Here is a 26,246-nt window from a genome sequence, read left to right on the forward strand (position 1 = left end):
AGTAGCTTTCTAACTTGCCACTTCATTTTAAATCATATTATGTTCGACGGATCGGATTATCCAAAATCACTGAGCGAAGAGGTTTTTGAGGAATGGCTGGAACAGGGACGGGAGAGTAAGCTTTCGTATGCCTATCTGCTGATCGTCTGGGATGCCTTCGAAGAAAAGTACCTGCCAGAATACACGGAAGACCGTCAGGCCATCAACCGCTACGAGCGCTATCAGGGATCGACCGGTAGAGAGTCTTTGGTGGCGGTATATGATCTCTACTCTGAGTCTAAAATCCACATCTATCAGGAATAGATAGACCGAAGCATCATTTTATTCACCCATCATTCAAACTGCTCCCTCCATGTTAGAGAATAGCTATCACGATCAATTGCCTTCTAGCTTTTATAGCGAACAAGCCCCCGTGCCAGTAGCGGCCCCAGAGATGTTTGTGTACAATCATCAGTTGGCTGCTGATCTGGATTTGCCCGCTGATTGGCAAGATGCCAAAAAGGCCATGGCCTGGCTTTCGGGCAATATGGCCGTAGCTGACAGTCAACCCATCGCACAGGCTTACGCTGGGCATCAGTTTGGGCATTTCACCATGTTGGGGGACGGTCGAGCGATCCTATTAGGAGAAATAGTTAAAGAGGATCAGCGATATGATATGCAGCTCAAAGGCTCGGGCAGAACGCTGTTTTCCAGAAAGGGAGATGGACGCGCTACGCTCTATTCGATGCTGAGAGAGTATCTGATCAGTGAGGCCATGCACCATTTGGGCATACCTACGACCCGCAGTTTGGCGGTAGTCAAATCAGGAGAGAAGGTCCAACGCGAATATCAACATGAGGGGGCCATACTGACCCGAATCGCTAAGAGTCACCTCAGAGTAGGGACCTTTGAGTTCGCCAGAGTCTACCGGTCCGATGAAGAGCTCAAGCAGTTGCTGGATTATAGTATTCAGCGTCATGACCCATCGCTAGTGGGACAGGAAGATGTCGCGATGAAATTCTTTCAGTCCGTGATCGATCGTCAGATAGATCTGGTGGTCCACTGGATGCGTGTGGGCTTCATACATGGGGTGATGAATACCGATAATACTTCCATAGCAGGAGAGAGCATCGACTATGGACCTTGTGCTTTCATGAATGCCTATCATCCGGACACGGTCTTTAGTTCGATAGACCGTCAGGGACGCTATGCCTATAGCAACCAACCCAGGATTGTTCACTGGAATCTGGCGGTATTGGCCAATGCCCTGTTGCCGCTATTGGATCAGGATGAGAAAAAGGCCATCGAAAGGGTAGAGGCTGTGTTGAATGAATTTCCAGAGATGTACCGAGCGCGATACTTCTCCATGATGCTCAACAAACTAGGCATAGCGCAACAAAAACCGGATGATGCCGTGCTGGTTCAGGAGCTAATGCAGCTATTGGCAGAGCACAGGATCGACTATACCAACTTCTTCGTTTCGCTGCGCCATGATTCCATAACAGAAAAGGCATTACTAGAGGATGAGCGTTTCATCAGCTGGAAACAGAGATGGAAAGAGGCGCATGAAAGGGATGTCCCAAAAGGACTGCAGCTGATGGATGAAAACAATCCAGTCGTAATCCCTCGCAATCACCTGGTAGAGCAAGCACTGGAAGAAGCTGTGGATGGCAAGATGAAACCCTTCAATGATCTTCTAGAGAAGCTTTCCCAACCTTACGCCCAGGACCAAAGCCTTCAAGAGGTACCTGAGGGCTTTGATCGTTTGTATCAGACCTATTGCGGGACTTGATGAATTCGATATTTCAGATTTGAAATTCAAGTCATTTTCTCTTTTGGTGTAATCCATGATTCACTTCGGGATTTACGCTTATAGGGAATAGTTCTAGTGTTTGTTTAATCTTGCTCATGTGATGATAGCTATGACGCAATGCATGATCCTCAATGAAAAATTGGGCGGTCAATGGTGCATTGGAATTGAGAGATACAAGGGCTGCCTGATCCAATTCCACATTGGAAAAAGCGCGAACAGCAGAAGCGGCCTCCTGACTATTTTTGAGTAGTAGTGCTATAGTGCTTTCTTTGTCAACCTCTGCAAATTCTATAGCATGTTCGGCATTCATTTGATCTACTACCTCCTTGGTCGCACCAGTGATGGCTTTGCCAGAGGCCAGCACTTGGGCTAATTCGATTTCCAAAGGATAGACATGTGCGACGTGGTGTATGACAACTCCGATGCTCCTGCCATCCCCATGGACTGGCATGTTCCATTCTTCTTCGGATAATTCTCTGGCTAGAGTGGCAAGAGAATTGGAGCCTACAAGTAAACGATCTGCGAGTACCTGGGCTCTTGTGTTTTGATATGACATGGTTATCTTGTTTAGTGGTGATTGAGTGAAAAATTGAAGACATCAGGACGGGAATAGTGTCCTACTACATCAAACATGCGTTTGGCTTCTATGATTTGATGGAGGTCTATATCGGCATAAAGAATACCTTCTTCTGCCTCCAACGGTCCTGCTATGATCTGGCCTTTGGGATCGATGATGCAACTGTTTCCCGGATTGACCCATTCTCGTCCTTCTGGATAGTACTTTTTGAATTCATATTCATCAGGTATATCATCTACTTTGATGGCCATACAGGTACTGATTAAGAATACTCCACCTTCACGGGCATTGTGCTGCATGGATTGCAGCCAATTCGGGCTTTTGTCCCAGGTAGGAGCGGCCAGGATTTGTGCACCACTTTCATAAACCGCCTGTCTGGCCAGTGGCATGTAGTTTTCCCAACAGATCAAGCCTGCGATTTTACCTGCAGCAGTGTCGTAGGATCGAAAGGTAGATCCATCTCCCTGCGCCCAAACGGTACGCTCGCCACCTGTGGGCATGATCTTGCGATGCTTACCTGTGATGACGCCTTGATCATTGATGAAAAGGAGGCTATTGAATAGGCTGCTACTACTTGTTTCACTATTTTTTTCGTTCATTCCTATCACTACACTGATCTGAGCCTCTTTGGCAGCCTGACAAAGTTTGTCTGTGGCATGATCTGAGACAGAAACAGCATTTTCTACCAATTTTAAGTATAGCTCATTCAATTCAGCGCTTTTGCCATTGGCAACCGTCCATACCCAATCCGGATATCCGGAAATGAATGCTTCAGGAAACACAATCAAATGTGCCCCATTTTTTCCTGCTTCCAGGATAGCTTCACAAGCTTTGATAACAGTTTTCTCCTTGTTCAAAAACACAGGAGTGAGTTGTGCGGCGGCTACTTTTATCTTCTTCATCATTTGTATCTTTTAGTGGACTTTCAAACCTTATGATACAAAGATGAAGAAATCAGTAAGCGGTATGATTCACAATTGACCCATATACTGTCACAATTGATTCTGTTCGATGCTAGTGGAGAAGTAGATAAGAAATATTGTGAAAAGAGATGAGGTCAGAGTTGTTTTTCACTTGATTGATTCAGCCATAAAGGCAGTAGGGGATAGGCCAAATCGCTTTTTGAACAAGCGTGAAAAGTAGGTGGGACTATTGAAGCCTGACTCATAGGCAATTTCGGCCATCGTTTTGCCTGTGTCAGTCATCCAATTAATGGCATGGAGTAAACGGACCTCTTGAATGATCTGATTGGGTGATCGATCAGTCAGATTCTTGATTTTACGATTGGCTTGAGATTTACTCATGCTTAGTTCAGTAAATAGCTCCTCGGTAGTGAAATCACTTTGATTCAATCTGTTCTCTATGGTTTGGTGAAGCAATAACAAAAAGGAAATTTCACTTTGATTTAATAGGGTAAATGGCTTTTCTGGGGAGGATTCTTTGTCACATAAATCCTGGGTGATTTTGTCAAGATACAGTTGATTGTGCAAACCAAGAGCACAAAGCCCCTTGGCCGTGCGTTTCGTCTCTTCAAAAAACGTATCACCTTCTTCGTCTACCGGCCTACCACTGATGATGGCCAAGCTGTATTCCAAATGACCACAATGAGCCTCCAGTTGATCATGAATAGTCATAGCACAGGCCATCGCATCATTGGCCAGGTGAAAGGTCACCATAGTGTAGGCATTCGGCTCACGAATGATTCGGCCATTGTACTGACGAATGGCTTGGTTCAGCTTTTTGTCAAAATCGGACGCTGTCTTTTCGAATCGAACAATTTTAACCAATAGAATAGTCCGATAACCAGGGTCTAAACCACCGCCATCTCTTGTGGCCAAATCATTGATATCCGAACCTTGTCCCATAAATAATTGATATTCATCGTCAGATACCTCTATGATGTTGCATGCAGTGTTGCCGTGGGATTGAAGATGTACCTGATTGCAAGCTTCTTTGTCTGGACCCTCCATCAGACAAAAGATGGTTTTGGCCTTTTCATTGACCCAGTATTTCAACTGTTTTACGTCAAAGCGATCCTGAACAGCCAGGTCTTCCATATGTGCCTTGACCACATCCTCAGCAGTAAACTGATCAGAATCTACCGTATGAATATCCATGAATAAGGGCATGTTGAGTCTCTTTAGGTTCTGGTGTTAGCAATTGATGCTTATTTAAAATACGAAGAAAAACTGAGATTTAAGAAATTTAAACCTGCCTATTGCACAATTGTCTATACATGAATCTGCAAGCAGCCTATCTGATAAAAAATCATCAATTCTCTTAATCGGTCTGCGAATATTGGTTCATTTCGTGACTTGTTTGTATGGCATTATTCGTCCCACTTGAGGTGGTTGCGCCAATTGTGCTGCTCCTTGAATCCCAGTACTTCTCTGATCTTTCGATTAGAAAACAGGGCTTCATGTTCTTCTAATTCACGAGACAGAGGTACACCAGGGAAGAACCTTTCGATCAATTCTTTGTTGGGCAGGACGGCACCATTGTGGTCATTGCCAGCATTGAAAACCTCATAGCCCAGACCATCCTTCTGGATACACAAATCCACAATCTGTCCCAGGTCTCGCGCATCGATATAGCAGAAGGCATTTCTACGACGAACCTCCGGGTGCTTGAAATAATGGGGAAACAGCTCTTCGTATTCGTGCGGCTCGATCACATTGCCGATGCGCAAAGCATAGATATCAATGCCTGATCGACGCTGGAAGCTGCGAGCTGTTTTTTCATTCACCACCTTGGACAGTCCGTAGCTGTCCATGGGGTCTACATCATAGTCTTCCTCCAATGGCAGGACATGAGGATCCGTCTGTCCATCCGAAAAGCACAAGCCATAGGTGGTTTCCGACGAAGCAATGATGACTTTCTTGATTCCGAGTTTGACAGCAGCTTCTATTACATTGTACGTGCCGATGGTATTGACTCGGAAGGTTTCATTGTCAGGGTTGATAAGGATTCGAGGGACTGCAGCGAAGTGTACGACAGCATCAAAAGGAGGCGTGCCCTTGCCACCTTCCAATTCGTCCAGTCCTGCATAGGAGCTCATCGCATTGAACATCTGTCCCGAATCAGTAATGTCAGCGATCAAATTGTCTACTCCAGGATGATCCAGCGGTTTCAGATCCACATTCATTACCCTGTATCCCTGATCTAACAAATAGGGGACCACATGCTTACCTGCTTTGCCCGCCCCACCAGTAAAAAATATTCTCTTCTTGCTCATGTCTGTATTCGTCTTGGGTCAAAGATATAAAGCCTGCTATTAGTCGGCCAATAACCTGAGTCTTTCGTAATGGTTTTCGAACTAGAAAGATCCTTAAAGACTTCAATCCACTTGCAAGCTCATTGATAGGTAATCAACCCAACGTCTCAATTGATAGACCAAATACCGTCTAAAGGAAATAGAAGACAACAGCCCAATTCCTAATAAGTCGAACAATACATCTACCAGATCGAAGGTTCGAGATTGAAAGGCGAGTTGGCTACATTCCTCGATAGCCGCAAAAGCAAATACCAGTAGTGAACCCAGGTGAAAGGTGCGATACTTGAGATTTGTTTTTCTGAACTTCAAGGCTGTATTCATCAATAGCGCGAGAATCCCAAACAGCAGAAAGTGCCCAATCTTATCTCCAAAAGGAACGCTGTGCCCGATGTCCATGATGAAGTTCTTATGATTGGTATCCGCCGACCAGACCATCCAGAGAATGAAAAGGAAGAAGGCTAAAGGAGGGAAGTAAGATGTGATTTTTGATTTCATGTTTTTATAACTTTTGGTTATTAGCCATTGGCTTGTGGGATGCCAATGGCCAAAAGCAAATGGTTTGGATTAACTATTCAGATTTTTGGTTGATTTGGTACCAATCAATATTTCTGGTAAAGTACATAGTCAAGGCCAGTATGGCTGTAAGACCGATGCTGCCCATCAATAAGGCGTAATCTGCCATCTGAAGAGTAACGAATAAGAAGCCGTAAAGACCTATCAAGATAGCACTGAGTAAAGCAGATAGTTTAGACGATCGAAATACACTGAACGAGTACAAGAAGATCATAGCGATGACGGCTATAGAAGAAATCAGGTAAGCCAGGTTGAAATTGGAGTGCTCCGAAATGGATATCAGTAGGATATAGAACAAACAGAGTGAGAGTCCTACAAGCGTATATTGAAAAGGGTGAATTTTACGTCCATTGATGATCTCTACCAGGAAGAAAACCAAGAAAGATAGCGCAATCGTCATAATGGCGTATTTGGCTGATCTTGTAGCTTTTTGATAGTCATCCAGAGGAAGCATCAGGTCTACTCCGAATAGAGCAGTGGCCAATTGGTTTTTGGCTCTGTTGCCCATCCAGCTTTGAGGGAAGTTTCTGTTGAGTTGTAGGATTTTCCAGTTGGCCTCAAAGCCCTTATCGCCTACGGTTCTTTCGTCTGGTAAGAAATCCCCATTGAAGCTAGGAGAAGGCCAGGGAGAAGTAAGGGCCACGTTGGTAGTGCTGCCGAGCGGCACGAAAGACATATTTTGACTTCCCTGAAGTTTGAGGTCGAATTTAAAATCTACTATAGCACTATCAATGAAACTAATCTCCGGTAGTTCTATGGTCACACCGGTTGAGATGAGCTCGGGTATTCGAGTACCTGGTGTAGCCTTTAACTTTTGTTCGTTCCAGGAGAGGTTGATTTCATCTTCGATTCCTCTGAGATCAGAGATGCCAATGGTCAGAAACGCCTGATCCAAGTGGATTTGCTTCAAGTCCTTTCGGTCGAATTTCGCATGGGTGATGAAGTCTCCATTGAGTACGAGCTGAGATTTGTACACTACGATTTCATAAATCCCTCTTTTTAGCTTTTCAGGGTCAACTGAACCATTGATATTTAGCGATTCAGGAAGAATATGTAGGTATTCCTCCCATACCTCAATTTCCTCTTTGTTTTCTCGCTCGTAGGAGAGAGGAATAGTCAAGATCGGACCGTTAATCAATTGCTCGTTGGCCCACTTGGAGCTCACCTCTTCAGTCGCCATACGGTTCATTTGTTCACGTTCGTCTATGATGGATTGAATCATCGTGGTTGGAATCAGCAGTATCAAGATTAGAATGCCAACGATGGATAGTTTTAGCATAATAGAGTGCTTGATCCAACTGGCAATGGTTTCGAATAAGGATTTTTGTGTGTTCATAACTATTGGTTTAAAAGCACTTTGAAATACAAAGTGATTGAGTAAATTTTTTTAGTTCTTCAAAAGTTGTTCTATAGCCTTGATGTGCTTGACAAAGGCGTCTTTTCCAAGTGGGGTAGCGGCATATTGGGTATGGGGTTTATTGTTTAAAAATTCTTTGTGTACAGAGATATAGTCTTTGGTGCTGAGGGACTTGATGTGAGAGGCCAAGTTTCCGTCAGTTACGCCTAGTAGATCTTTCAGACTATTGAAGTCCATGGCATCATTGACCACCAGTGCGGACATGATTCCGAGACGGACCTTGTTTTCGAAAGCCTTATTGAGATCTTGTAGGATGTCTTTCACGCTTCGTACTTTTTATACATGACGATACCATAGACTATATGCAATACACCAAAACCCAGTGCCCATAGAATCAGTCCAAAGCCAATGTATTGACAGCCAATCAAGCCCAAGGCTATCTGCATGATACCCAAACTTCTGATCTCTGAAAGGGTATATTTACTGGCATTGACCAGACCCAAACCATAGAAGATCAAGGTGAATGGCGCTACAAAACCGATAAAGCCCTTGGACAAAACAATCAGGCAAACCAGGCCGCCTGTTGCCAAAGGGATCATTAGGTTAATCACTAAACGTTTGGCTTGATTGTCCCAAAGTTTGAGGTTGGCTTTTTTCGCTTTCTTTTGAGTGAAGTATAAACCACCGATCAACGAAAGGGCTAGTACGCCGCAAGCAATTCCAATTAATAGGATCAGGTTTACCTGAGTCATCTCTGCCCTACGATAGCTCAGGTAATCTTGCCCAGTATACACGGTCTGATAGGCCAGGTAAGCACCGATCAAGGCGACTACTCCAGCTGCCACGCCAGACATTCCACTCAAGGATATAAAACGAGAGGATCGATCCATGATCGATTTGATGTCTTGTAAGTCTTCGAGGTATTTTTGCTTCTCCATAAAAAGTACTTTGAAACTCAAAGTAGTGGAAATAATTTGAAAAAACCTAGAGGAATGGGGGAGTTAGTTTGTTAAAGTATCTAAAAAAGTACACTTTAGAATAGTATGATAGATGGTCTATGAACCTTAGAAAAATGATAAAAGTGTTGCTTTTTAATTCTTAGAGCAACTACTTTTGTGTCTCATTTCAAACACAAGAAATTATGTTGGTGCAGAATAGATTACATATCGAAATAAATCCCGGGCTGAAATAGTCAGCAGCTGATTGTATATTCTGCCCGGTCCATTTAGGTCGGGTTTTTTTTATGTCCTGTATTTTGGGACAACCCTAGACACAAATCACAATTATATTTTAATCAAAGATCACTCTATTGATTTAGAGGGGTTGTCCATGCCATTATAGTATTTGCTGATTGGCATGGTGCTAATTATTGTAATAATGGGCAATCATAAATTAAGAGGAAAAGACCTCAAAGCCATTGCTTACTACACAAGTAAAGAAAAAAGCATGGCTCTGGATATTACATCCAAACATTTAAAACACTCTTCGAAAGAAGAAAAACTTCAGATTTTGTCCGTGGTTAAGAATGAACCCGAGCAATTTCTGAATGATTTCGTGTGGAGCAAGCTTGCAGAATACTTTTTGGATCAAGATCATGAAGAAATCAAACAAGAGATTCAATTAAAGGAAGAAGCTGAGCCATTTCGAGTTTTTGGAAGGCAACACATAATGAGCAATGCATGCCAGCAGATGGAATGGGCCATGCGTCTACCTATAGCAGTATATGGTGCACTTATGCCAGATGCTCATATCGGCTATGGACTGCCGATAGGAGGTGTTCTGGCTACCCAGAATGCTGTCATACCTTATGGTGTAGGTGTCGATATTGGCTGTCGGATGAGTTTAAGCCTATTTGATGTGAACCCGAAATATTTGACGAGGAACAGTTATCAATTCAAGCTGGCTCTCAAGGAAAGAACCAATTTTGGATCAGGAGGTAGTTTGAACATCATTTAAGAGCACGAGGTTTTGGACAGTCCTGTTTTCTCAGAGACTCCATTACTCAAGCAACTCCATGGCAAAGCGGTTCAACAGCTCGGTACGTCTGGCTCAGGTAATCACTTTGTCGAGTTCGGTTCAGTTAGACTTTACGAGGGTAATGAATTAGGATATCCTGGTGGTGAATACTTAGGTCTATTGTCTCATTCGGGTTCTCGAGGATTGGGTGCTACAGTGGCGAGGCACTACACTGATTTGGCTCAAAAGGATTGTTTGTTGCCTAAGCATGTTCAGCATTTGGCATGGTTAGACATGAACTCTGATGCAGGTCGGGAGTATTGGTTGTCGATGAATCTGGCTGGTGATTATGCCAAAGCTTGTCATGATCAGATTCATTATCATTTGAGTCACTATCTAGGTTTGGATTCCATACTGACAGTGGAAAATCACCACAACTTCGCCTGGCGGGAAAAAGGACCAAATGGAGAAGAAGTGATTGTTCATCGTAAAGGTGCTACACCAGCAGCGAAGGGAGAGTTGGGGATCATTCCGGGATCAATGGCGACTAATGGGTATATCGTTCGTGGAAAGGGAGAAGCTTCCAGTCTCAACAGTGCCTCACATGGAGCAGGACGCAAAATGTCTAGATCTAAAGTGAAGAATTGCTATACGAAAAGCGCATTAAACAAATACTTGAGTCAAGAGAGGGTAACCTTGATTGGTGGGGGTGTAGATGAAGCACCTATCGCTTATAAGAATATAGATGAAGTCATGGCCAGTCAAAAAGAGCTGGTAGATATCATTGGTGAATTCAAGCCTATGATGGTTAGAATGGATAAAGGATAATGAAATGAAGTACATCGATAAACGAATCATACAAATAACTTCCGGTCGAGGACCTGCAGAATGCTGTTGGGTGGTGGCTCAGGTGCTGAAATACCTGATGGATGAAGCAAAAACCACGAGTATTAAAACAACAGTTTTGGATCGAGTCAAGGGAGATGAAAATGGAACCCTACGATCTGCAAGTCTACAATTGGTGGGTAATAATCTGGATCAATTTTTAAGCCAGTGGATTGGTACTATTCAATGGATTGGACAAAGTCATTACAGAAGACATCATAAGCGTAAGAATTGGTTTATAGGCATCAAATTGATGAATGTTAATGGCTCTTTAGTTTTTGATGAGCGTGAGGTAAGGTTTGATTTTACTCGCTCCAGTGGACCTGGTGGTCAACATGTGAACAAAGTAAGTACGGCTGTTAGAGCTATACATCGGCCTACAAGTTTGATGGTCTTTGAATCAAATCATAGATCACAAATCCAAAACAAGAAAGAGGCTTTGAGACGACTAGCTCTTTTGTTAGAAAAGAAAAACATGGATCAGTTCAAAGAACAGATCAGGGAAAGTTGGGAAAATCATGATGCACTGGATAGGGGAAATCCTATCAGGGTCTTTAAGGGAAGTGATTTTAAATCCAATTATGAAAGTAAGAAATACAAAAGCCAAAGGAAATCTGATAAGCAGGTTTCCATCAGGCGATTAGAATACTAAAATTAAGATTATGTCAATCACATTAGCAGATCAGTACTATTTAAAGGCACTGGATGACTATGATTATAACTTCACAGAAGTGTTGGAAAACCTGAATTATGCCTTGAGCTATGATGCAGAGCATGCAGGTGCCAACTATCTGATGGGTAGGGTTTATATGGAGCAGTTTCAGAAGTTTGATATCGCAGAGAGCTATTTTCAGTTGGCAATGGCTGCTGACCCTGAAAATATTCAGACTTGCGAAAGTTTGGCCTGGCTTATGATCCGAACGAAGCGTTTTGATGATGCTCTTCGCCTGATAGCTTATGCTGTTGGGCTTAAGGGAGTGATATTTCCAGAGTGGTTACGATTGAAAGCCTTGATCTTTGAATTGAGAAAGGACTATCAATTGGCCAAAACGCTCTTACACGAAGCTATATCAGAAAGCTATGATTCGAACTATATCGAGTTTTTGGAGGGGGAACTGGAGCGGATAGAGAAAAAGGAGCGATTATTAAGCCACGTGCAATATCACATGGCTTAATAGCTTTCAAATGCTTGGAGAGAGGGTTGCCTTTCTCAAGAGGAAAGACTCCAATAATATACCTGTTAGAGTTTAAATTAAAACTCAATTTTGTAGCTCAGGTTAGGGATTAGGGTTGCAGTGTATTGGCTTTCTACTCTTTGGGTTGCCTGGTTGAAAATATCGGCTGAAAATTCTTCAGTCTGAGTGGCATTGATTACCTGGAGGGACCAAACCGAGGAATAACGTGCTTTGTTTTTTCGATAAGAAAGCGTGAATGAAACAATCGGAAGATCTTTTTGCTTTTGACTGAAAGATAACTCACCATCACGCTCTCCATATATTACATCCTGAGCAATTAGAGAACTTTCTTCGTCTATGGATTCCTTTCTATTGCCTCCTAGATAGTTGATTCGGATACTGGTGCCAAGAGTGTTATTGCTGTTTTTGCCCATTTGCCATTCCTTGCCCAAGACGATGTTGCCTACATAGTTTTTGTTGAACCTGGTGTTGCGTTCGATACCATCTGCTGCGGTGTATTTGGAGTCAAAAAGGGATGCGCTGATTAGATAATAAAATCCATTGTGTAGATAGCGCTCGAGACTCAAATCAATGCCCATGTTACGGCCATTTCCATCGTTGACCAGCGTTTCATTGAAAAATAGATTGTTGCTGATATTGAGGGTAGATATATAGCTGTCCGGCGCAACAGGCACTTGGGTCAGATATTGGTAGTAAGGTTCGATAGTCAGGTGAAGATGTTCACTGATTTGCGTCGAAAAAGAGAATACCAGATGGTGAGATTTCATTAGGTCTAAGTCTTGGTTGGGCATTGAGCCTTCGTCATTTTTGATGAAATACAAGCTGAGTGGTTCTATTTTGCTATGAAGTCCATAGGCCAGAGAAAGGCTAGATTTGACACTGAGGTCATATTGTATGGATAACCTGGGCTCCAGGCTGAAGTTTTCGTTCAATTCAAAATATTGTAAATGCAAGCCTGCATTGATTTTAAATCCATTGGATAACTGGAATTGCGACTGACTAAATAGCTGATAGTGCATGGCATGCCCCTGATCTTTGATTATGGTTTCGGGCCCCAGGTCTACGCTGGGAGCATCGTCTACTTGCAGGTCATGTCTCAAATGATTGATATAAAAACCGCTTCGGTGCATGTGTCTTTCACTGATATAGGAGGTGACTATCGACTGAAGGGTGATCTTGTACTCATTCTTCTGGGCATAGGATTGCGGATTGCTGATCAGCTGATCATCGACATATTGTTCCTCGAATGATAGTCCATTGCCCGAAATGGCCAGGGCACTTTCCAACTTAGTTTTTGATCCCAGATTGATTTTATGATTGAGGCCAGATGCGAATAGATGCATGTGGGTTTGAGAGTTTTCTCTGTCCGCCTTGGAAATCCATTCGGTAGAATCCTGAGCTTCCATATCGATGGCATCATAGGCTGCCATTCCCCAAAGTGAAAACTGACCAGCCTTTTGGGTAGGCATTTTTAGCTTGTAAAGAAGGTCTTGATATTTCAAAATCCCGGCATCACTGGGGAGGAAGGGAGCAATTAAGCCCAAAGAGGAGTAGCGGTAATTGATCAAATAGCTGGATCCTTTGGCTTTATTCATTGGGCCTTCTGTAGCAAATTCTACTCCCAATACCCCGGCTTGAATGGTATGTTCGCGGTTAGAAGTATTTCCGGACCTAAGGTTAATGTCGAAAACCCCTGAGCTGGCATTGCCATATTCTGCAGGAAAAGCGCCGGTGTAAAAATCGCTGTTGCCCATCACTTGACTACTAAGCACGGTCAATGCGCCAGCACCTGCCAGGGTGAGATTCGCAAAGTGATTGGGACTCGGAGTTTCTACCCCTTCTACGCGCCAAAGCAGGCCTCCAGGACTATTGCCGCGTATAGAGATGCCATTGCTACTGATAGAGGGAGAGGCCACACCCGCAAATGCCGATACTAATCGAGCAGGGTCGTTGAGCCCGCCTGCGTATCGCTGGGTCTCATCCACCGTAAATTGCCTGCTACTGATCAGGGACATTTCATTGATGGCCTTTTCTTTGGCCGCCTGGTAGGTCACCGTGACCTCTTCCAAAGAAGTGATAGCTGGCGTCAGTGCTATTTCGAGCTCAAGTGATTTGGCTGAACTTACCAGTATTTCATTGACCTGATAGGACTCATAGCCTATCATTCTGATTTCTAAACTTTGCCTGCCTACGGGTACATTTTCTAATCGGAAGCTTCCATCTATGGTAGATATTGTACCCAACAATGGATCAGAACCTATAAGCATTATCGTAGCGCCAAAGAGTGCTTCTTCTGTACTGTGATCTATGATTTTGCCCTGGATGCTTTGACTCAGTGTCTGAGACTGAAGTGGATTGAGTAAGCTAAAAACGAGTAGCGTAGAGATGATTAGAGTTTTCATGGTTTTCCTTTGATTTTGTGTTTATGATGGATCAAAGGGAAACAATAGACAGACCTAAATCGACCAGATTTATAATCTCAGACCTCTAAATGGGCTTTAAAGTGACTTTTTTCGCTTGGAGTTAGGATGCTTTCTTCATTTGAGCGCTCATATATTGAGAAGGTGTCACGCCTTTCTGCTTTCTGAATACCGCATTGAAAGTTGATTTGGAATTGAAGCCTGAATCCAGCGCCAGCGCCAGAAAACTAAAATGACTGTCTTTGTGCGCTCGCTGGATGAATTCCTCGACACGATATTTGTTGACAAAGTCATTGAAATTTTGTTGCTCGAATTGATTGATGATTTGGGAGAGGTGATGCGATGATAGGTCTAGTTGCTCGGCGAGATCGCTTAAGGTAAGGGTAGGGGCCAGATAGGGCTTTTCCTCCTTCATGAGTGTGATTAGTTGTTCATGTTTATCTCCTGCTAGTTCCTCCTTCAGATTGGATTTTTGGTATGCATTATTAGACATTGATTTTAAATCAATCACCTCATGATCAGTAAAGATATGTTGATGTCGTATACCGTAATATCCCAACATGAGTATCGCGCCTACTAGCATTGCATAGAATATCAAATCTGGGTAAAATGGAAAAGGCACCTCAATCACTTCCTTAGCGATTAATACCAATGTGACTGTAATAAATAATAAAGCAATACCCCAAATGAAGCTTTTGAGCCAATTCAGATCGAGGTTTTCAGAATTAGAAAAGTTGTCAGCGATGAGTTGCTCATGTTTATTCAATTTGCGATATGATAAGATCGAATATGATAAGCCAGAAAGGATAAAAGCAAATACCATGAGCTGTGAGAAAAGTCCAAAGTCATTGACAAGGCCCTGATCCACCAATCGCTTTTCCTCTTCAGTATAAGTAAAAAAGAAGGGAACCATATAGCCATATGACAAGGCTATCGGTAAAAAGTGCAAGTAATCAAGGAACTTGAATTGAGAATAATCCTGAATAGAATATTGGATATACAGGTAAAGCATGGGCCCATAGAAAAACGGGAATGGCACAGTGATACCTATTAAATGGGGGTACAACTCCCAATAGCCCAATATATTAATGTAAGTGCTGGTCAAATGTAGAGCAATCGCCAACATCCAGATCGCTAGTATATGATCAGGAATGGACTTATTTTTCTTATTGATAAGAAGAATAAAAAAGAAAAGGCAAGCAAATATGCCGATACTAAAAATGAAGTCCATGTGGAAAGACGATTACTAATTCCTGAAAAATAGAAAAAATCGAATTGACATCTTAGCCTACAGTTAAATTAAATGTGGAACTGAACAGGCAAATAGAGTCATCTAGAAGCAATTCATAGTTTCACCCTCAGTACCCCTTTGATAAAGAAAGGAGTGCCTGGAGTATAGTGGATTTCTTCTACACTAGTTGGCTCGTCGAATAATCGGGATTCGGTGGCAAACTGGGTTTCTTTCCATTTGGTGTTTAGGAGGTTTTGGACGTTGATGCCGAGATCGAAGTATTGGAATTGATAGCCAAGATTCGCATCTACGATGGTATAACCTTCTGCCACGATGGTGTTGTCCTCATTGGCGGGTCGATGGTTGAGGTAGCGATACTGGATGCTACCGAGCCAATCACTGCGTCCAGAAATACTCAAAGTACCGACAGCCGTCCAATCTGGCGCCAGGGGAATGTAATCTTCGCCTGATGGCATGGAAAAAGCGCGTGCATAAGCATAGTTCACATCCTGGCTATAGTAGAGCCAATCTAGCAGCTGCCATCTCAATCCCAGGTCTACACCCATGCGGCGGGTTTGGCCACTAGGATCTACCACACCTGCGTCGCCTACATAGACGAACTCCTGTTCCAGATACAAGGCCCACAAGGCGGCATTCACCAGCAGTCTTGGGTGTGAACTTCCCAAGGTGGTCAGTATGGATGTGCTTTGAGCCCATAAGTTCTGTTAGTGTCTCTATGTGCGATAACAGCATTACTTATAATAAGCAGAGTGCTAGAAGAAACAATACATAAAAATCGATAATCAAAAGATTTTTATGAACGTTATCTTGTGTGGCTAAATTGAATCTAAACCTTATCTTCGCATTATTAAAATTATTATTTAATCATGCTTTTTCATAAACTGACCCTTCCTCTCATTTTTGTTTTACTATTATCTACCAATTCAGAAGTTATCGGACAAAAAATAGAACACAAAAAATGGATGTTTGGTGGTGAGTCAAATATGTTGACCAATATACAAAACACCAGCAGGGGGAGCAGATATCTAGATGTCAAGATAACTCAAATCCAAGTAACACCTACTATAGGTTACTTTTGGTCAGATAATTTTGCTTTTGGTATAGCTCTACCCTTAGAGTATCGGAATGAACAATATGGAAGTAATGAAATGATTGATAAAACCTGGTTTTTCGAAACCTTCCTAAGGTATTATTTTGGTCAGAAAAGATGGAAACCTTTCGCTCAAATAGACGCAGGAATAGGGGCGAAAATCACTGAATACAATAACATAGACGGAGATGATAAGAATTCATACAAAATTTATGGTGGCGATATAGGAATTACGTACTCTTTGAATGAAAATATTTATGTGGATTTGAGTTTCGGATATCACAGGTTGCGCGTAGCACCTGATTCCAGATTTAATGATCCCTATTTTACAGATAATTTAGGTTCAATTTTGGGCTTCAATATTATTCTTTAGCTATTATTGAACTAAAATTCAATTACTTATTATCAAATGATATTTTGGTATGATTCAGTTGATTGAAAATGAATTAAGAATAAGGCACATCACCTAGACGTTCCCTTTAAACTCAGTGCCTGGGTAATTTTCTATTCTGTCTCCTTTTCTTCTCTGGCCGATTTGATGGCTTCCCCCAACTGATATACCGCTAAGGCATAGAGTGGACTATGATTGTAGCGGGTAATCACGTAGAAGTTGTAGGCGGTCAACCAATACTCATGACTTCCATCTTCCATTTCCATCTGTTGTAAAGAAACCAATTCAGTATCATCCATGGGTGCTAGAGTCTCATAGCCTCTCTCAGTATAGTAAGAGGTGGATTTTGATGGCTTTGACGATTGGGGCGAGAGTGATTCTGCTCCTTCCATCTTATTTGCTTTTGCGGCTATTGATTGGCCTTCTTTCCATCGGTGTACTTTGAGATAGTTGGCTACACTGGCGATCCCATCATTGACCTCATTCATAAGATCGGCCCCTGAGTCCTGATCGTAGCTCTTGGCATAGGCCAAATAACTGCTAGGCATGAACTGTCCATAGCCCATAGCACCTGCATAGGAGCCCTTGATGGATAGTGGATCCAATCCTTCCTGCTCACATAACTCCAGGAACTTTCCTAATTCAGCCTTGAAGAAAGAAGCACGTCTGGGATATCCAAAGCCTAGGGTGTAGAGGGCATCCAGTACGCGATAGCTGCCCATACGCTGACCAAAATAGGTTTCCACACCGATAATACCGACTATAGCTTCAATCGATACCCCGGATTCCTGGCTTACCTGATTCAGCACTACTTCGTTTTCATTCCAAAATTTTACTCCAGCGGCTATTCGCTCAGAGGTCATGAAGATGCCACGATAGCGCTCCCAGCTGATGGTCTTCTCTGCTGGTTTAGAAATCTTTTCTATGATTTCGGGAACATATTCCGCCTGACTCATGATGTTTTCAAAGCTGGCCAAGGGCTTCTTCTGCTGATAGGCAATCACTCGTGTGAAATCAGCTACTTCCTCCTGATCAACCTGTGCCATTCCGGACTGAGCTATCAAAAGTGTGAATATAAAAAGTAGGACTGTCGTAATTTTTTTCAAAATCCAATGCAGGTGTTTCATCCGGCGAAAATAGTAAGAACTATAAGAATTAGCTTGATGAGCGGCTAAGAGCTATTCATTTGTGTTGCATATAGATGGTTCCGCACAAAATCATAGATTTGTAACTTGTTTAATCCTAAACGAACGCAATGATTGATCCATCTAATCAAAAAAGTAAACCCGTAGTAGTATTTCTTATCATCATTTTGGTCCTGGCAGTTTTGGTTGGTGCCTGGTATGGTTTCATGTATAAGCCGGAACAGGAAGCCAAGGAAAAAGCGCGATTAGAGCAAGTCGCTCGAAAGAAAGCAGAGGAAGAAAAAAAGAAGAAAGCGGCTCAAAACAAGGCGAAATACGAAAAGTTGATTGCTAGTGCTGATGAGGCGTTCGAAGCAGAGCAGTGGGAGACAGCCCAATCCCTATATACAAAGGCCTCTGCGATATTGTCTAAGGAGACCTACCCAAAGGATCAATTGGCACTGATCAGTGCGAAACTCCAGGAACTGGCAGCACAGGAGGAACGACGAGCTGCAGGCGAGATCGAGTCTGTGACTACACCGACTCAGCGATTCTATGTGATCGTCTCTAGTTGTGTGGACGATGACTTAGCGCTAGATTATGCCAAAAAATTGTCCAAAGAAGGAGAGAATGTAAAACTCGTAGAGCACAACTTTAATGAGTTGCCCTTTTTCGGTGTATCGCTGGCTGACTATGGTACCAGAGATCAAGCAGAAGTGGCTTCCGAATCATTAACTGGTTATGGGGATGAGGTTTGGGTCTTGAAGTATTAATAGTAATAAGTAGGCGATGATAGTTTATTGGGTCATCTTTTAGGTTAAAAAGCAACAAGTTAATTTGAATAGCCTATTGACTAAGAATTGCTTTTTTCTACCTTAACCTCCTTGGTCCAATAGACGCCTTCTGTTAATTGTCCAACTCGTACTTCGTAGGCCTCTCCTCGTTTTTTGAATTGATAACTCTGAGGCGGATACTTTGAAAAGATCAGCCTGTAATAACCAAAATCCGGATGTTTGAAGGGTGTAGTAATTCCCTCATAGTCTACATAAAAGTTGGTTTGGTATTTTGAAGACTTGATGCAGCCATTGAGTATATCGTTTGACAGATTGAGATAGTTGATAACTGAATGTGGAATTTGGTTCATTTGAACATGATGCAACCGATAGATCCAATTCGTAGGATAATAATTAGTAGTCCCATATGAAGAAAGACAAAGTGCCTGGAGGTAAATGCTATCATTGTTTACGAGTCTTTCACCTTCCCATCGTCCATCGAATGAAGCTATTTTTTGTTCAAAGTCATTAGGATTAAATTCAGCATCAGGGTGCTTCAAGGAAAGATCAAAGTCATTCGAATGACTTTGGTATTGCAATGAAATGATCTTGTCACTGTTGCTTTCCATGTATTCAAACAACTGATTGAAGTAAGTCAAATCTTCTTGATACAGCATGGCAAATCCACTTTCTTCAAATTGACGCTGTTGGAATTGACGATAATGTTTATCGATAAAAATCGACCACAAAACTAAGACGCCAATCAATGCAATGGCCGAATACTTAATGATTCGATAGTCTCGTGTTTGATAGAAAGGTAAGTAGGAGTGCGTCTCAAATGACTCGGGTGGGTCTACTACCCATTTGATGTTAGAACTGGGCAAATCGATACCCTCGGCATACTTACTTTTTAGTTTGGAAAAGACCTTTCTAGACTGTCTTGCGTCCGTACCTTTTCTCATACCAAAGCCCATGAATCCCATTGCTAGTCGTTTAACCTGAATTATGAAATTCAGGAGTTAATAGATACTTGTTATTGAGTTATTAGACAAAAAAACAGCTACCTATAGTTTTAGTCTCAATCGACTTAAACTAACTGAATTGGTGAATAAGCATTCATGCAGATTCTGAATGAATACAATCATCCTATTAACGTAATAACTGATTAACCAATAACTCCGATTTTGCTACTGTATAAATCGGGATTTATTAAACATCTCCATAATTCAATTTCAGAACCAAAATAGTATTGTCGGTTCAACATTAAACCTAATCATTTTTGATAAGAGTGGATTAAAGCTATGGGCCGATTCCAATGATCCATTGTCAGGAATCAAAGGGTTTAAGGCTTTTGCCTCCATTTCTTCTTTTCACTCCTTTGCTTTTTGGCTTGGATGCGTTTGTTGATCGATGATTTAGTGGGCTTGGTCTTACGTCGGGTTTTGGGGGCATAAAAGGCCTGAGCCAAGATCCGTTCTAGCTTGATAAAGGCCAGATCCTTGTTTTTGAGCTGAGATTTATGATTCTCTGCCATTACAATCAATTCCCCCTCTTTGGTGAGTTTGCCTTTTAGTTTGTACAGAAGGCGTTGTTTTTCTGTTTCTGTCAGACCTGTAGATTCCAATACATTGAACTTCAGTACAACCTTTGATTCTACCTTGTTCACATGCTGTCCCCCTGGGCCACCGCTGCGAGCAGTAGTCAGTTTGATTTCGGTCTTGATTCGCGATATGTCTATTCGGTAACTCATTGAGATCGCCTATATCGCAAACCTAAGGATTGCATCTTCTTTTCATACCTTGATCGATAACTATTCTACTTAATCCTTTTTTAGGTTAAGGACTGTTTCCTAATTCTCCGGTACGATTCTGATCACACGGCCTGGACTCTCTACGGTGAGGTATAGATAACCGTCAAGCCCCATTTGCACATCACGTACACGACCGATATCGTTGAGCAATTCCTCATGGCCTATTACTTCATCGCCATTCATGATGAGTCGATGCAGGTATGTGGCACTCAATGCCCCCACGAAGAGATCGTTTGTCCATCCATAGTATAAGTCGCCACTGACGAAATCCATACCAGCAGGTGCTATGGAGGGCACCCAATAGTGAATCGGCTGTTCCATTCCTTCCATTTCGGTTAGATCGGTGATAGGGCTACCGTCGTAGTTGATGCCATAGGTGATGACAGGCCAGCCATAGTTGTTACCGGACGCTATGATATTGATTTCATCTCCGCCTCTAGGCCCATGTTCTCCTTCCCAAATGTCTCCTGTCACAGGATGGCGAGTAAGACCTTGTGGGTTTCGGATACCATAAGAGTAGATGCTGCCGTTAGGATTGTCTCCATTGACGAAAGGATTGTCAGCCGGGATGCTACCATCGTCATGAATGCGATGGACTTTGCCAGCCATGGCATCCAGGTCTTGAGGAAATACATCGCGATTGCCTCTATCACCAACCGTGACATACAAATATCCATTCTCATCAAATTGCAGGCGTGAACCAAAATGATGACCTGTACCGTGATAGGGTAGGGCGATGAAGATATCTTCTACTTCTGTCAGCGCATTGTCTTGGAGCTGGGCTCGAGCAACTGCCGTAGTGAGCATATATTGATTGTTAGGGTCTATTTTGGAATAGGAAAAATAAAGGGTATTGTTTTCGGCGAAGTTAGGATGAATTTCTATGTCTAATAATCCACCTTGTCCTTCGGTATACATGGATGGTAAACCAGAAATAGTTTCCAAACTCTTATCCGTGGTGATACGATACAGGCTGCCAGTTCTCTCTGTTACGAGTAGATCTTGATTAGGTAATTGAGTGAGTCCCCATGGCACACCGTTGATCTCATCGGTCAGTACTTCCAGGCGAAAATTCATATCTTCCGATTCGATGATACCAGACAAATCAGGGTTGTCTTCCAGCAGCATTTCCTGAGTCACACCCTCAGTTTCGCTCAAAATGTAATCGGCAATGGCACTGATCTCTTCATCTGAGAGCGCTGAACCATAGCTGGGCATACCGTTCTCGGCATAGCCATCATGGATAGAGGTAAAAAGATCCTCGGAACTGTTGCCATATACCCAGTCACGCTCGACAAAAGTGGCTAGATTTTGCCCATGACATCCACCACAATTATCGCGGTAGAGTTCTGCTATTACTGAAGGTGTCAGTTCTTCTGGGGATGGATCGTTGGTGTTGTTGTCATCGCTGCTGCAGCGCATGACCAATAGACTACTGGCGAAAAACAGGAAAGTCAATCCTGTTTTCTTAAGGGATAGTGGTTGAAGTTTCATAGTCTATAAAACTAAAAAGATTCTTATTAATTGTCTGAATGCTCGAAAATCATATCTCATTCAAGAGAATCAGACAAAACTTAAAAAGAACCTTTTGAGACAGCCTCTATTAATTACTATCGGATAATAAATTTAGTTATAAAGCTTATAGTAGTAGCGCTGTGATACAGCCAACAATGCCAAAACAATAATCGGGAAGATGGAGACAGATAACGGATCACCCATGGACAGATGAGCAATGAATGCCGATACGAAAGTAATGGCAAATCCAGCAAAGGTCCATTCTCTTACAATCTTCGGAATCATGGGTAATAGTAAGACGACAGCTCCAATCAATTTCGCTATGGCTAATTCGACGCGGAAATAGTCTTGAAATCCCATCTTGCTGAACCCTTCGACTACCTCCGGAATAGTAAAGTAGGCAATCCCGCTAAAGATCATCAGTGCAGAAACGATGACGGTAACAGTCCAGTAAATTATCTTCTTGTTCATATCTCTTCTTTTTAGTTTACAAGACAAAGTTGAACAGTAGCCACTATACTTTAGTAATTACTATACTGGAGTATAGCACTATACTTTGGTATAGATTAGCCTGTTTGCTTTAATTTTGAACTTATGGAAGAATTCTGCAATAAACACACCACTGAAAGCTGCCAAAAAGTGATGCTACCCATTCAGGATGCATTGGAACTGCTCAGTGGTAAGTGGAAGATTCCAATCATAGTAGCCCTTATCAATGACGTCAAGCGCTTTTCTGACTTATCACGTGAAATCCCGAGAATCACCGATCGTATGTTGTCCAAAGAATTGCGCAGTTTGGAAATGAATCAATTAGTGAAGCGAACCGTGTACGACACTTTTCCAGTGACTGTTGAGTATACCATGACTGAATATGGACATTCCCTCAGACCGGTTATAGAGGCCCTCGCTCAGTGGGGCACTAAGCATCGTGAGAAGATTATGCAGGACTGAACCCAGGTTAGCAACTCCACTTTACTATGTCTAGTGAAGTGTTAATGATGATATTGACTGAGTAGAAACCAGAGTAGGTTAAATAGGAGGTAAGCTATTAATTAAGACTTATCGGTAGACAATCTAACTCTAACATGTGACCGCTGGCATTAACTCCTATAGGATTCATGTTCATATCTGTACAAAACAGCACGGATATGAACACTTTTAAAATATGAAAACAGCCTTGTAATCATCTCATGGCTATTTTTAGTTCTGGCAAACTATTTGTTCTACAAAAATGGAATAAATAGAAAATCCATGCGAAAAGCCTACATCGGAGAACTAGAAGAGGTGATTTTGCTCACAGTAGCGATCCTTCAAGACAATGCCTACGGGGTGGCCATCGGTCTCCACCTTCAGCAAGACCTCAATAGAAAATTAAGTATCAGTGCCATTCATGCGACCTTGGATCGCTTGTCGAAAAAAGGTTTCGTCACTTCCCACATGGGAGGAGCCACTGCCGAAAGGGGAGGGAGACGCAAACGATACTTCAAGGTAACGGCGGCTGGAAGTCGTGTACTGACAGAAATACAAGAGGTAAGGGCACAACTATGGAGTCAAATACCACCAAACGCTTTGGCTGCTATATGAGTACAGCGCCCAAATGGATTAACTCGCTCTTGCAGAAACTCTGCAAGCCTGAACTCCTCGAAGAGATAGAAGGAGATCTTCAGGAATACTACGAACTATGGACCGAAGAATTTGGAGAAAAGAAAGCCAACAGAATGTACATCTGGCATGGACTGAAATTTCTAAGACCTTTCGCGATTAAAAACTTAAACTCAATCAACCTATATCAAATAGACATGTTTATACACTATCTTAAAATCACCTTTCGCAATTTCAGCAAACACAAATCTTTTAGTTTAATTAACGGTATTGGACTTGCAATCAGTCTGGCATGCTGCATCTTGATTGGTATATACCTCAAGCATGAACTGAGCTATGATCGCTATCTCAAGAACTCCGATAGGATCTACCGACTCTCGCGTGAGTTTATTAATACGGATGGGTCTACCTCGATACATTTGGCTCATCTCGCCCCTCCGTTTGCACCCTACATGAGACAGGATTTTCCAGAAATGGAGGCTATCACTCAGTTTGATGTTTTTTCGACTACTTTGGTTATTGATGGCAAGGAACATTGGCAGCCTAATATTGCCCTGGCAGACAATTATTTCTTTCAGGTCTTTCCCTTCGAATTTATCAGTGGAGATCCCTCTACTGCGCTAGAAAATCCCGGTTCTCTGGTTCTCACCGAAAAGACGGCCATGAGGTATTTTGGAAAATTAGATGTGTTGGGCGAAAGCTTCCAGTTTGGCCCTGAAATTAGTTTGATGATCACAGGTGTGATAAAGGACATGCCGGAAAACACACACTTCAGCCTGGAAATGCTAGCGGATTTTTCATTCGCAGAGCTGAACTATGGCGGACGGGAGAATATGATGCAGGCATGGGCAGAAAACAACTTGTCTACCTATTTCTTACTGAAAGAGGGTGCGTCTATCAAAGAGATAGAAAAACGATTTCCAGACTTTTTTACCAATCATATGAATGAAAAGGCCAATGATTGGACCGCATTGCATACCCAGAACATCAGGGACATTCATTTATACTCCCATTTGGATGGAGAAACCTGGACCAATGGAGATATTGTCCATGTTTATACCTTTTCGGCCATTGGTTTGTTGATCCTGGTTATTTCTATTATCAATTACATCAACCTTACTACCGCCATGTCGATACAGCGGTCTAAAGAAGTAGGTTTAAGAAAAGTAATGGGGGCCGTTCGATCTGGGTTGGTAACGCAGTTTATGACTGAATCTCTGGTTATGGTATTTTTGTCGATAGGACTAGGGTTCATATTGGCCTTTTTTGCTTTACCATACCTCAGAAACTTCACGGGTAACGCCTATGTATTTGGCACGACCGAAATCATTCAGACTTTGGGAGTTATTACTCTTGCCGGCATCTTGATTGGGCTTGTTTCAGGTGCTTATCCAGCAATGGTAATATCAAAGTTTAAACCCATTCACGCGTTGAAATCAAATTTTACCGGTATCGGGGCGGTTGGCTTTCGTAGGGTTCTGGTTATCATTCAATTTTCTATTTCGTCCATATTGATCTTGTGCACCATTCTGGTTTTTGAGCAACTGTCCTTTATGAATAACAAAAGCCTGGGTTTTGACAAGGAGCAAATGTTGATATTGTTTTTGAATGATGATGCACGCCATAATTCTGATGCTTTCAAAGAATCCTTGCTCAATCACAGCTCCATCTTGAGCTATGGACTGTCCAATAGTGTCCCTTCTAGTCGACTCACCAGTTTTAGTGGAGTAAAGACAGAGGTAGATGGTGATATGGTCGAACCTAAAACTGTGATAAAAAATATCAGGGTAGATGAGTCCTTTATTCCCAACTATGGAATCAATTTGGTAGCAGGCCGGAATTTTGATCCGGACATTCGCACCGACAGTGTAGCTTTCATTTTGAATCAGGCTGCTGTGAATATGATAGGGTGGACTTCTGATGAAGATGCGATACACAAAGCCCTACAATATGGAGGAAAGGAAGGACCTGTGATTGGTGTAATCGAGGATATTCATTTTGAGAGTTTGCAGAGCAAGATTGTCCCAATGATTTTCTTTATCCCAGATGAAAGCTTACAAGTTTTATCCATAAAAATGGAGGGTGAAAAGCTCACCGAAACTATGAACTATATTGAAGATCAGTGGTATGAGTTCTTTCCAGATTTACCCATCGATTATCAATTTCTTGATGAAAGGTTTCGTTCTCTCTATGAAACAGAAAATAAGCGTGCCCAACTCTTCACCGGTCTATCTCTGGTCGCTATTTTCATCGCTAGCCTGGGACTATTTGGTCTGGCCTCATTTACCGTCTCTCGACGAACCCGCGAGGTAGGTATTCGAAAAGCACTTGGCGCCTCTATCAATCAGGTTTTGCTTATACTATCCAAAGAGTTCCTGATACTCGTGAGCATTAGCCTCTTAGTTGGTTTTCCGATTGCCTTCTTCTTCAGCGAAGCATGGCTCGACAACTATGCCTATCGTATCACCATCGGTTTTTTACCCTTTGTAGTCACCTCTTTGATCTGTCTGGCCATGGCCTTTGCTGCCATTAGCTTCAAAACTGTAAGGACTGCTAAGGACAATCCTGTGAAGAGCCTGAGGTACGAGTAATGACTCGAGGGAAATTCAAGCCTTTGATTGCAAAATGTGGAACCAAATAACAGACAGAACATCCCTGC

The 26,246-nt window shown here is 42.4% G+C and carries 27 protein-coding genes; 11 read left to right on the forward strand and 16 right to left on the reverse strand.

The window, feature by feature from the left end; all coding sequences use genetic code 11:
- Positions 1-39 precede the first annotated feature (39 nt).
- The gene (locus tag N7U62_RS04615) at positions 40-303 is read left to right on the forward strand and encodes a hypothetical protein (protein ID WP_264136713.1); all 264 of its coding nucleotides are present in this window, start codon (positions 40-42) and stop codon (positions 301-303) included.
- A 49-nt stretch (positions 304-352) separates the two neighbouring features.
- Positions 353-1,771, forward strand: a complete 1,419-nt coding sequence (locus N7U62_RS04620) for a protein adenylyltransferase SelO (RefSeq protein WP_264136714.1) — start codon at positions 353-355, stop codon at positions 1,769-1,771.
- A gap of 31 nt (positions 1,772-1,802) precedes the next feature.
- Here the strand turns inward: N7U62_RS04620 and N7U62_RS04625 are convergent, their stop codons facing one another.
- The 8 genes from N7U62_RS04625 to N7U62_RS04660 form a co-directional block, all read right to left on the reverse strand.
- Positions 1,803-2,348: a DinB family protein gene (locus tag N7U62_RS04625; RefSeq protein ID WP_264136715.1), complete on the reverse strand. Its 546-nt coding sequence runs from the start codon at positions 2,346-2,348 to the stop codon at positions 1,803-1,805.
- Between the two features lie 11 nt (positions 2,349-2,359).
- Positions 2,360-3,274, reverse strand: coding sequence for a carbon-nitrogen hydrolase family protein (locus N7U62_RS04630; RefSeq protein ID WP_264136716.1), 915 nt, complete (start codon positions 3,272-3,274; stop codon positions 2,360-2,362).
- A gap of 165 nt (positions 3,275-3,439) precedes the next feature.
- Positions 3,440-4,498: a nickel-binding protein gene (locus N7U62_RS04635; protein ID WP_264136717.1), complete on the reverse strand. Its 1,059-nt coding sequence runs from the start codon at positions 4,496-4,498 to the stop codon at positions 3,440-3,442.
- A gap of 200 nt (positions 4,499-4,698) precedes the next feature.
- Positions 4,699-5,604 carry an NAD-dependent epimerase/dehydratase family protein gene (locus tag N7U62_RS04640; RefSeq protein ID WP_264136718.1) on the reverse strand — a complete coding sequence of 302 codons (906 nt, stop codon included), beginning with the start codon at positions 5,602-5,604 and terminating at the stop codon, positions 4,699-4,701.
- 102 nt (positions 5,605-5,706) lie between these two features.
- Positions 5,707-6,138, reverse strand: a complete 432-nt coding sequence (locus N7U62_RS04645; RefSeq protein WP_264136719.1) for a VanZ family protein — start codon at positions 6,136-6,138, stop codon at positions 5,707-5,709.
- 73 nt (positions 6,139-6,211) lie between these two features.
- Complete coding sequence (creD, locus tag N7U62_RS04650; RefSeq protein WP_264136720.1) at positions 6,212-7,552, reverse strand: cell envelope integrity protein CreD; 1,341 nt, start codon at positions 7,550-7,552, stop codon at positions 6,212-6,214.
- 51 nt (positions 7,553-7,603) lie between these two features.
- Positions 7,604-7,897 carry a winged helix-turn-helix domain-containing protein gene (locus N7U62_RS04655; protein WP_264136721.1) on the reverse strand — a complete coding sequence of 98 codons (294 nt, stop codon included), beginning with the start codon at positions 7,895-7,897 and terminating at the stop codon, positions 7,604-7,606.
- Complete coding sequence (locus N7U62_RS04660) at positions 7,894-8,511, reverse strand: hypothetical protein (RefSeq protein WP_264136722.1); 618 nt, start codon at positions 8,509-8,511, stop codon at positions 7,894-7,896. Before N7U62_RS04660 ends, N7U62_RS04655 begins: the two co-directional genes overlap by 4 nt.
- Positions 8,512-8,950: 439 nt before the next feature.
- Between N7U62_RS04660 and N7U62_RS04665 the strand changes: the two genes are divergently transcribed.
- The 4 genes from N7U62_RS04665 to N7U62_RS04680 are packed head-to-tail and all read left to right on the forward strand — an operon-like array spanning position 8,951 to position 11,589.
- Complete coding sequence (locus N7U62_RS04665) at positions 8,951-9,529, forward strand: RtcB family protein (RefSeq protein ID WP_264136723.1); 579 nt, start codon at positions 8,951-8,953, stop codon at positions 9,527-9,529.
- Positions 9,530-9,541: 12 nt separating this feature from the next.
- Positions 9,542-10,357 (forward strand): RtcB family protein, encoded by an 816-nt coding sequence (locus tag N7U62_RS04670; RefSeq protein WP_264136724.1) that lies wholly within the window; start codon positions 9,542-9,544, stop codon positions 10,355-10,357.
- A gap of 4 nt (positions 10,358-10,361) precedes the next feature.
- On the forward strand, positions 10,362-11,066 hold the full coding sequence (gene prfH / locus N7U62_RS04675) for a peptide chain release factor H (protein ID WP_264136725.1): 705 nt from the start codon (positions 10,362-10,364) through the stop codon (positions 11,064-11,066).
- Positions 11,067-11,076: 10 nt separating this feature from the next.
- Positions 11,077-11,589: a tetratricopeptide repeat protein gene (locus tag N7U62_RS04680; protein ID WP_264136726.1), complete on the forward strand. Its 513-nt coding sequence runs from the start codon at positions 11,077-11,079 to the stop codon at positions 11,587-11,589.
- A 77-nt stretch (positions 11,590-11,666) separates the two neighbouring features.
- On the opposite strand, the gene N7U62_RS04685 is transcribed toward N7U62_RS04680, so the two are convergent.
- From N7U62_RS04685 to N7U62_RS04695, 3 genes are all read right to left on the reverse strand, one after another.
- Positions 11,667-14,012: a TonB-dependent receptor gene (locus N7U62_RS04685; protein WP_264136727.1), complete on the reverse strand. Its 2,346-nt coding sequence runs from the start codon at positions 14,010-14,012 to the stop codon at positions 11,667-11,669.
- A 121-nt stretch (positions 14,013-14,133) separates the two neighbouring features.
- Entirely contained in the window at positions 14,134-15,261 is a 1,128-nt protein-coding gene (locus N7U62_RS04690; protein ID WP_264136728.1) for an AraC family transcriptional regulator, read from the reverse strand.
- Between the two features lie 113 nt (positions 15,262-15,374).
- Positions 15,375-15,947: a TonB-dependent receptor domain-containing protein gene (locus N7U62_RS04695; protein WP_264136729.1), complete on the reverse strand. Its 573-nt coding sequence runs from the start codon at positions 15,945-15,947 to the stop codon at positions 15,375-15,377.
- 201 nt (positions 15,948-16,148) lie between these two features.
- Between N7U62_RS04695 and N7U62_RS04700 the strand changes: the two genes are divergently transcribed.
- Entirely contained in the window at positions 16,149-16,745 is a 597-nt protein-coding gene (locus tag N7U62_RS04700; RefSeq protein ID WP_264136730.1) for a porin family protein, read from the forward strand.
- A 131-nt stretch (positions 16,746-16,876) separates the two neighbouring features.
- On the opposite strand, the gene mltB is transcribed toward N7U62_RS04700, so the two are convergent.
- Positions 16,877-17,869, reverse strand: coding sequence for a lytic murein transglycosylase B (mltB, locus tag N7U62_RS04705; RefSeq protein WP_264136731.1), 993 nt, complete (start codon positions 17,867-17,869; stop codon positions 16,877-16,879).
- A gap of 149 nt (positions 17,870-18,018) precedes the next feature.
- Between mltB and N7U62_RS04710 the strand changes: the two genes are divergently transcribed.
- Complete coding sequence (locus N7U62_RS04710) at positions 18,019-18,660, forward strand: hypothetical protein (RefSeq protein ID WP_264136732.1); 642 nt, start codon at positions 18,019-18,021, stop codon at positions 18,658-18,660.
- Positions 18,661-18,740: 80 nt separating this feature from the next.
- Here N7U62_RS04710 and N7U62_RS04715 read toward each other — a convergent pair whose 3' ends face one another.
- The 4 genes from N7U62_RS04715 to N7U62_RS04730 form a co-directional block, all read right to left on the reverse strand.
- Positions 18,741-19,622, reverse strand: a complete 882-nt coding sequence (locus tag N7U62_RS04715; protein WP_264136733.1) for a hypothetical protein — start codon at positions 19,620-19,622, stop codon at positions 18,741-18,743.
- 380 nt (positions 19,623-20,002) lie between these two features.
- Entirely contained in the window at positions 20,003-20,410 is a 408-nt protein-coding gene (arfB, locus tag N7U62_RS04720) for an alternative ribosome rescue aminoacyl-tRNA hydrolase ArfB (RefSeq protein WP_264136734.1), read from the reverse strand.
- A 99-nt stretch (positions 20,411-20,509) separates the two neighbouring features.
- The gene (locus N7U62_RS04725; protein WP_264136735.1) at positions 20,510-21,964 is read right to left on the reverse strand and encodes a PQQ-dependent sugar dehydrogenase; all 1,455 of its coding nucleotides are present in this window, start codon (positions 21,962-21,964) and stop codon (positions 20,510-20,512) included.
- Between the two features lie 132 nt (positions 21,965-22,096).
- Entirely contained in the window at positions 22,097-22,456 is a 360-nt protein-coding gene (locus N7U62_RS04730) for a DoxX family protein (RefSeq protein WP_264136736.1), read from the reverse strand.
- 123 nt (positions 22,457-22,579) lie between these two features.
- Between N7U62_RS04730 and N7U62_RS04735 the strand changes: the two genes are divergently transcribed.
- The 3 genes from N7U62_RS04735 (at position 22,580) to N7U62_RS04745 (ending at position 26,178) form a co-directional block, all read left to right on the forward strand.
- Positions 22,580-22,936 carry a winged helix-turn-helix transcriptional regulator gene (locus N7U62_RS04735; RefSeq protein ID WP_264136737.1) on the forward strand — a complete coding sequence of 119 codons (357 nt, stop codon included), beginning with the start codon at positions 22,580-22,582 and terminating at the stop codon, positions 22,934-22,936.
- Positions 22,937-23,236: 300 nt separating this feature from the next.
- Entirely contained in the window at positions 23,237-23,569 is a 333-nt protein-coding gene (locus tag N7U62_RS04740) for a PadR family transcriptional regulator (protein WP_264136738.1), read from the forward strand.
- Entirely contained in the window at positions 23,530-26,178 is a 2,649-nt protein-coding gene (locus N7U62_RS04745; protein ID WP_264136739.1) for an FtsX-like permease family protein, read from the forward strand. The genes N7U62_RS04740 and N7U62_RS04745 overlap by 40 nt, the downstream gene beginning before the upstream one ends.
- Positions 26,179-26,246 lie beyond the last annotated feature (68 nt).

The organism is Reichenbachiella ulvae, assembly GCF_025833875.1.
GTDB classification, from domain to species: domain Bacteria; phylum Bacteroidota; class Bacteroidia; order Cytophagales; family Cyclobacteriaceae; genus Reichenbachiella; species Reichenbachiella ulvae.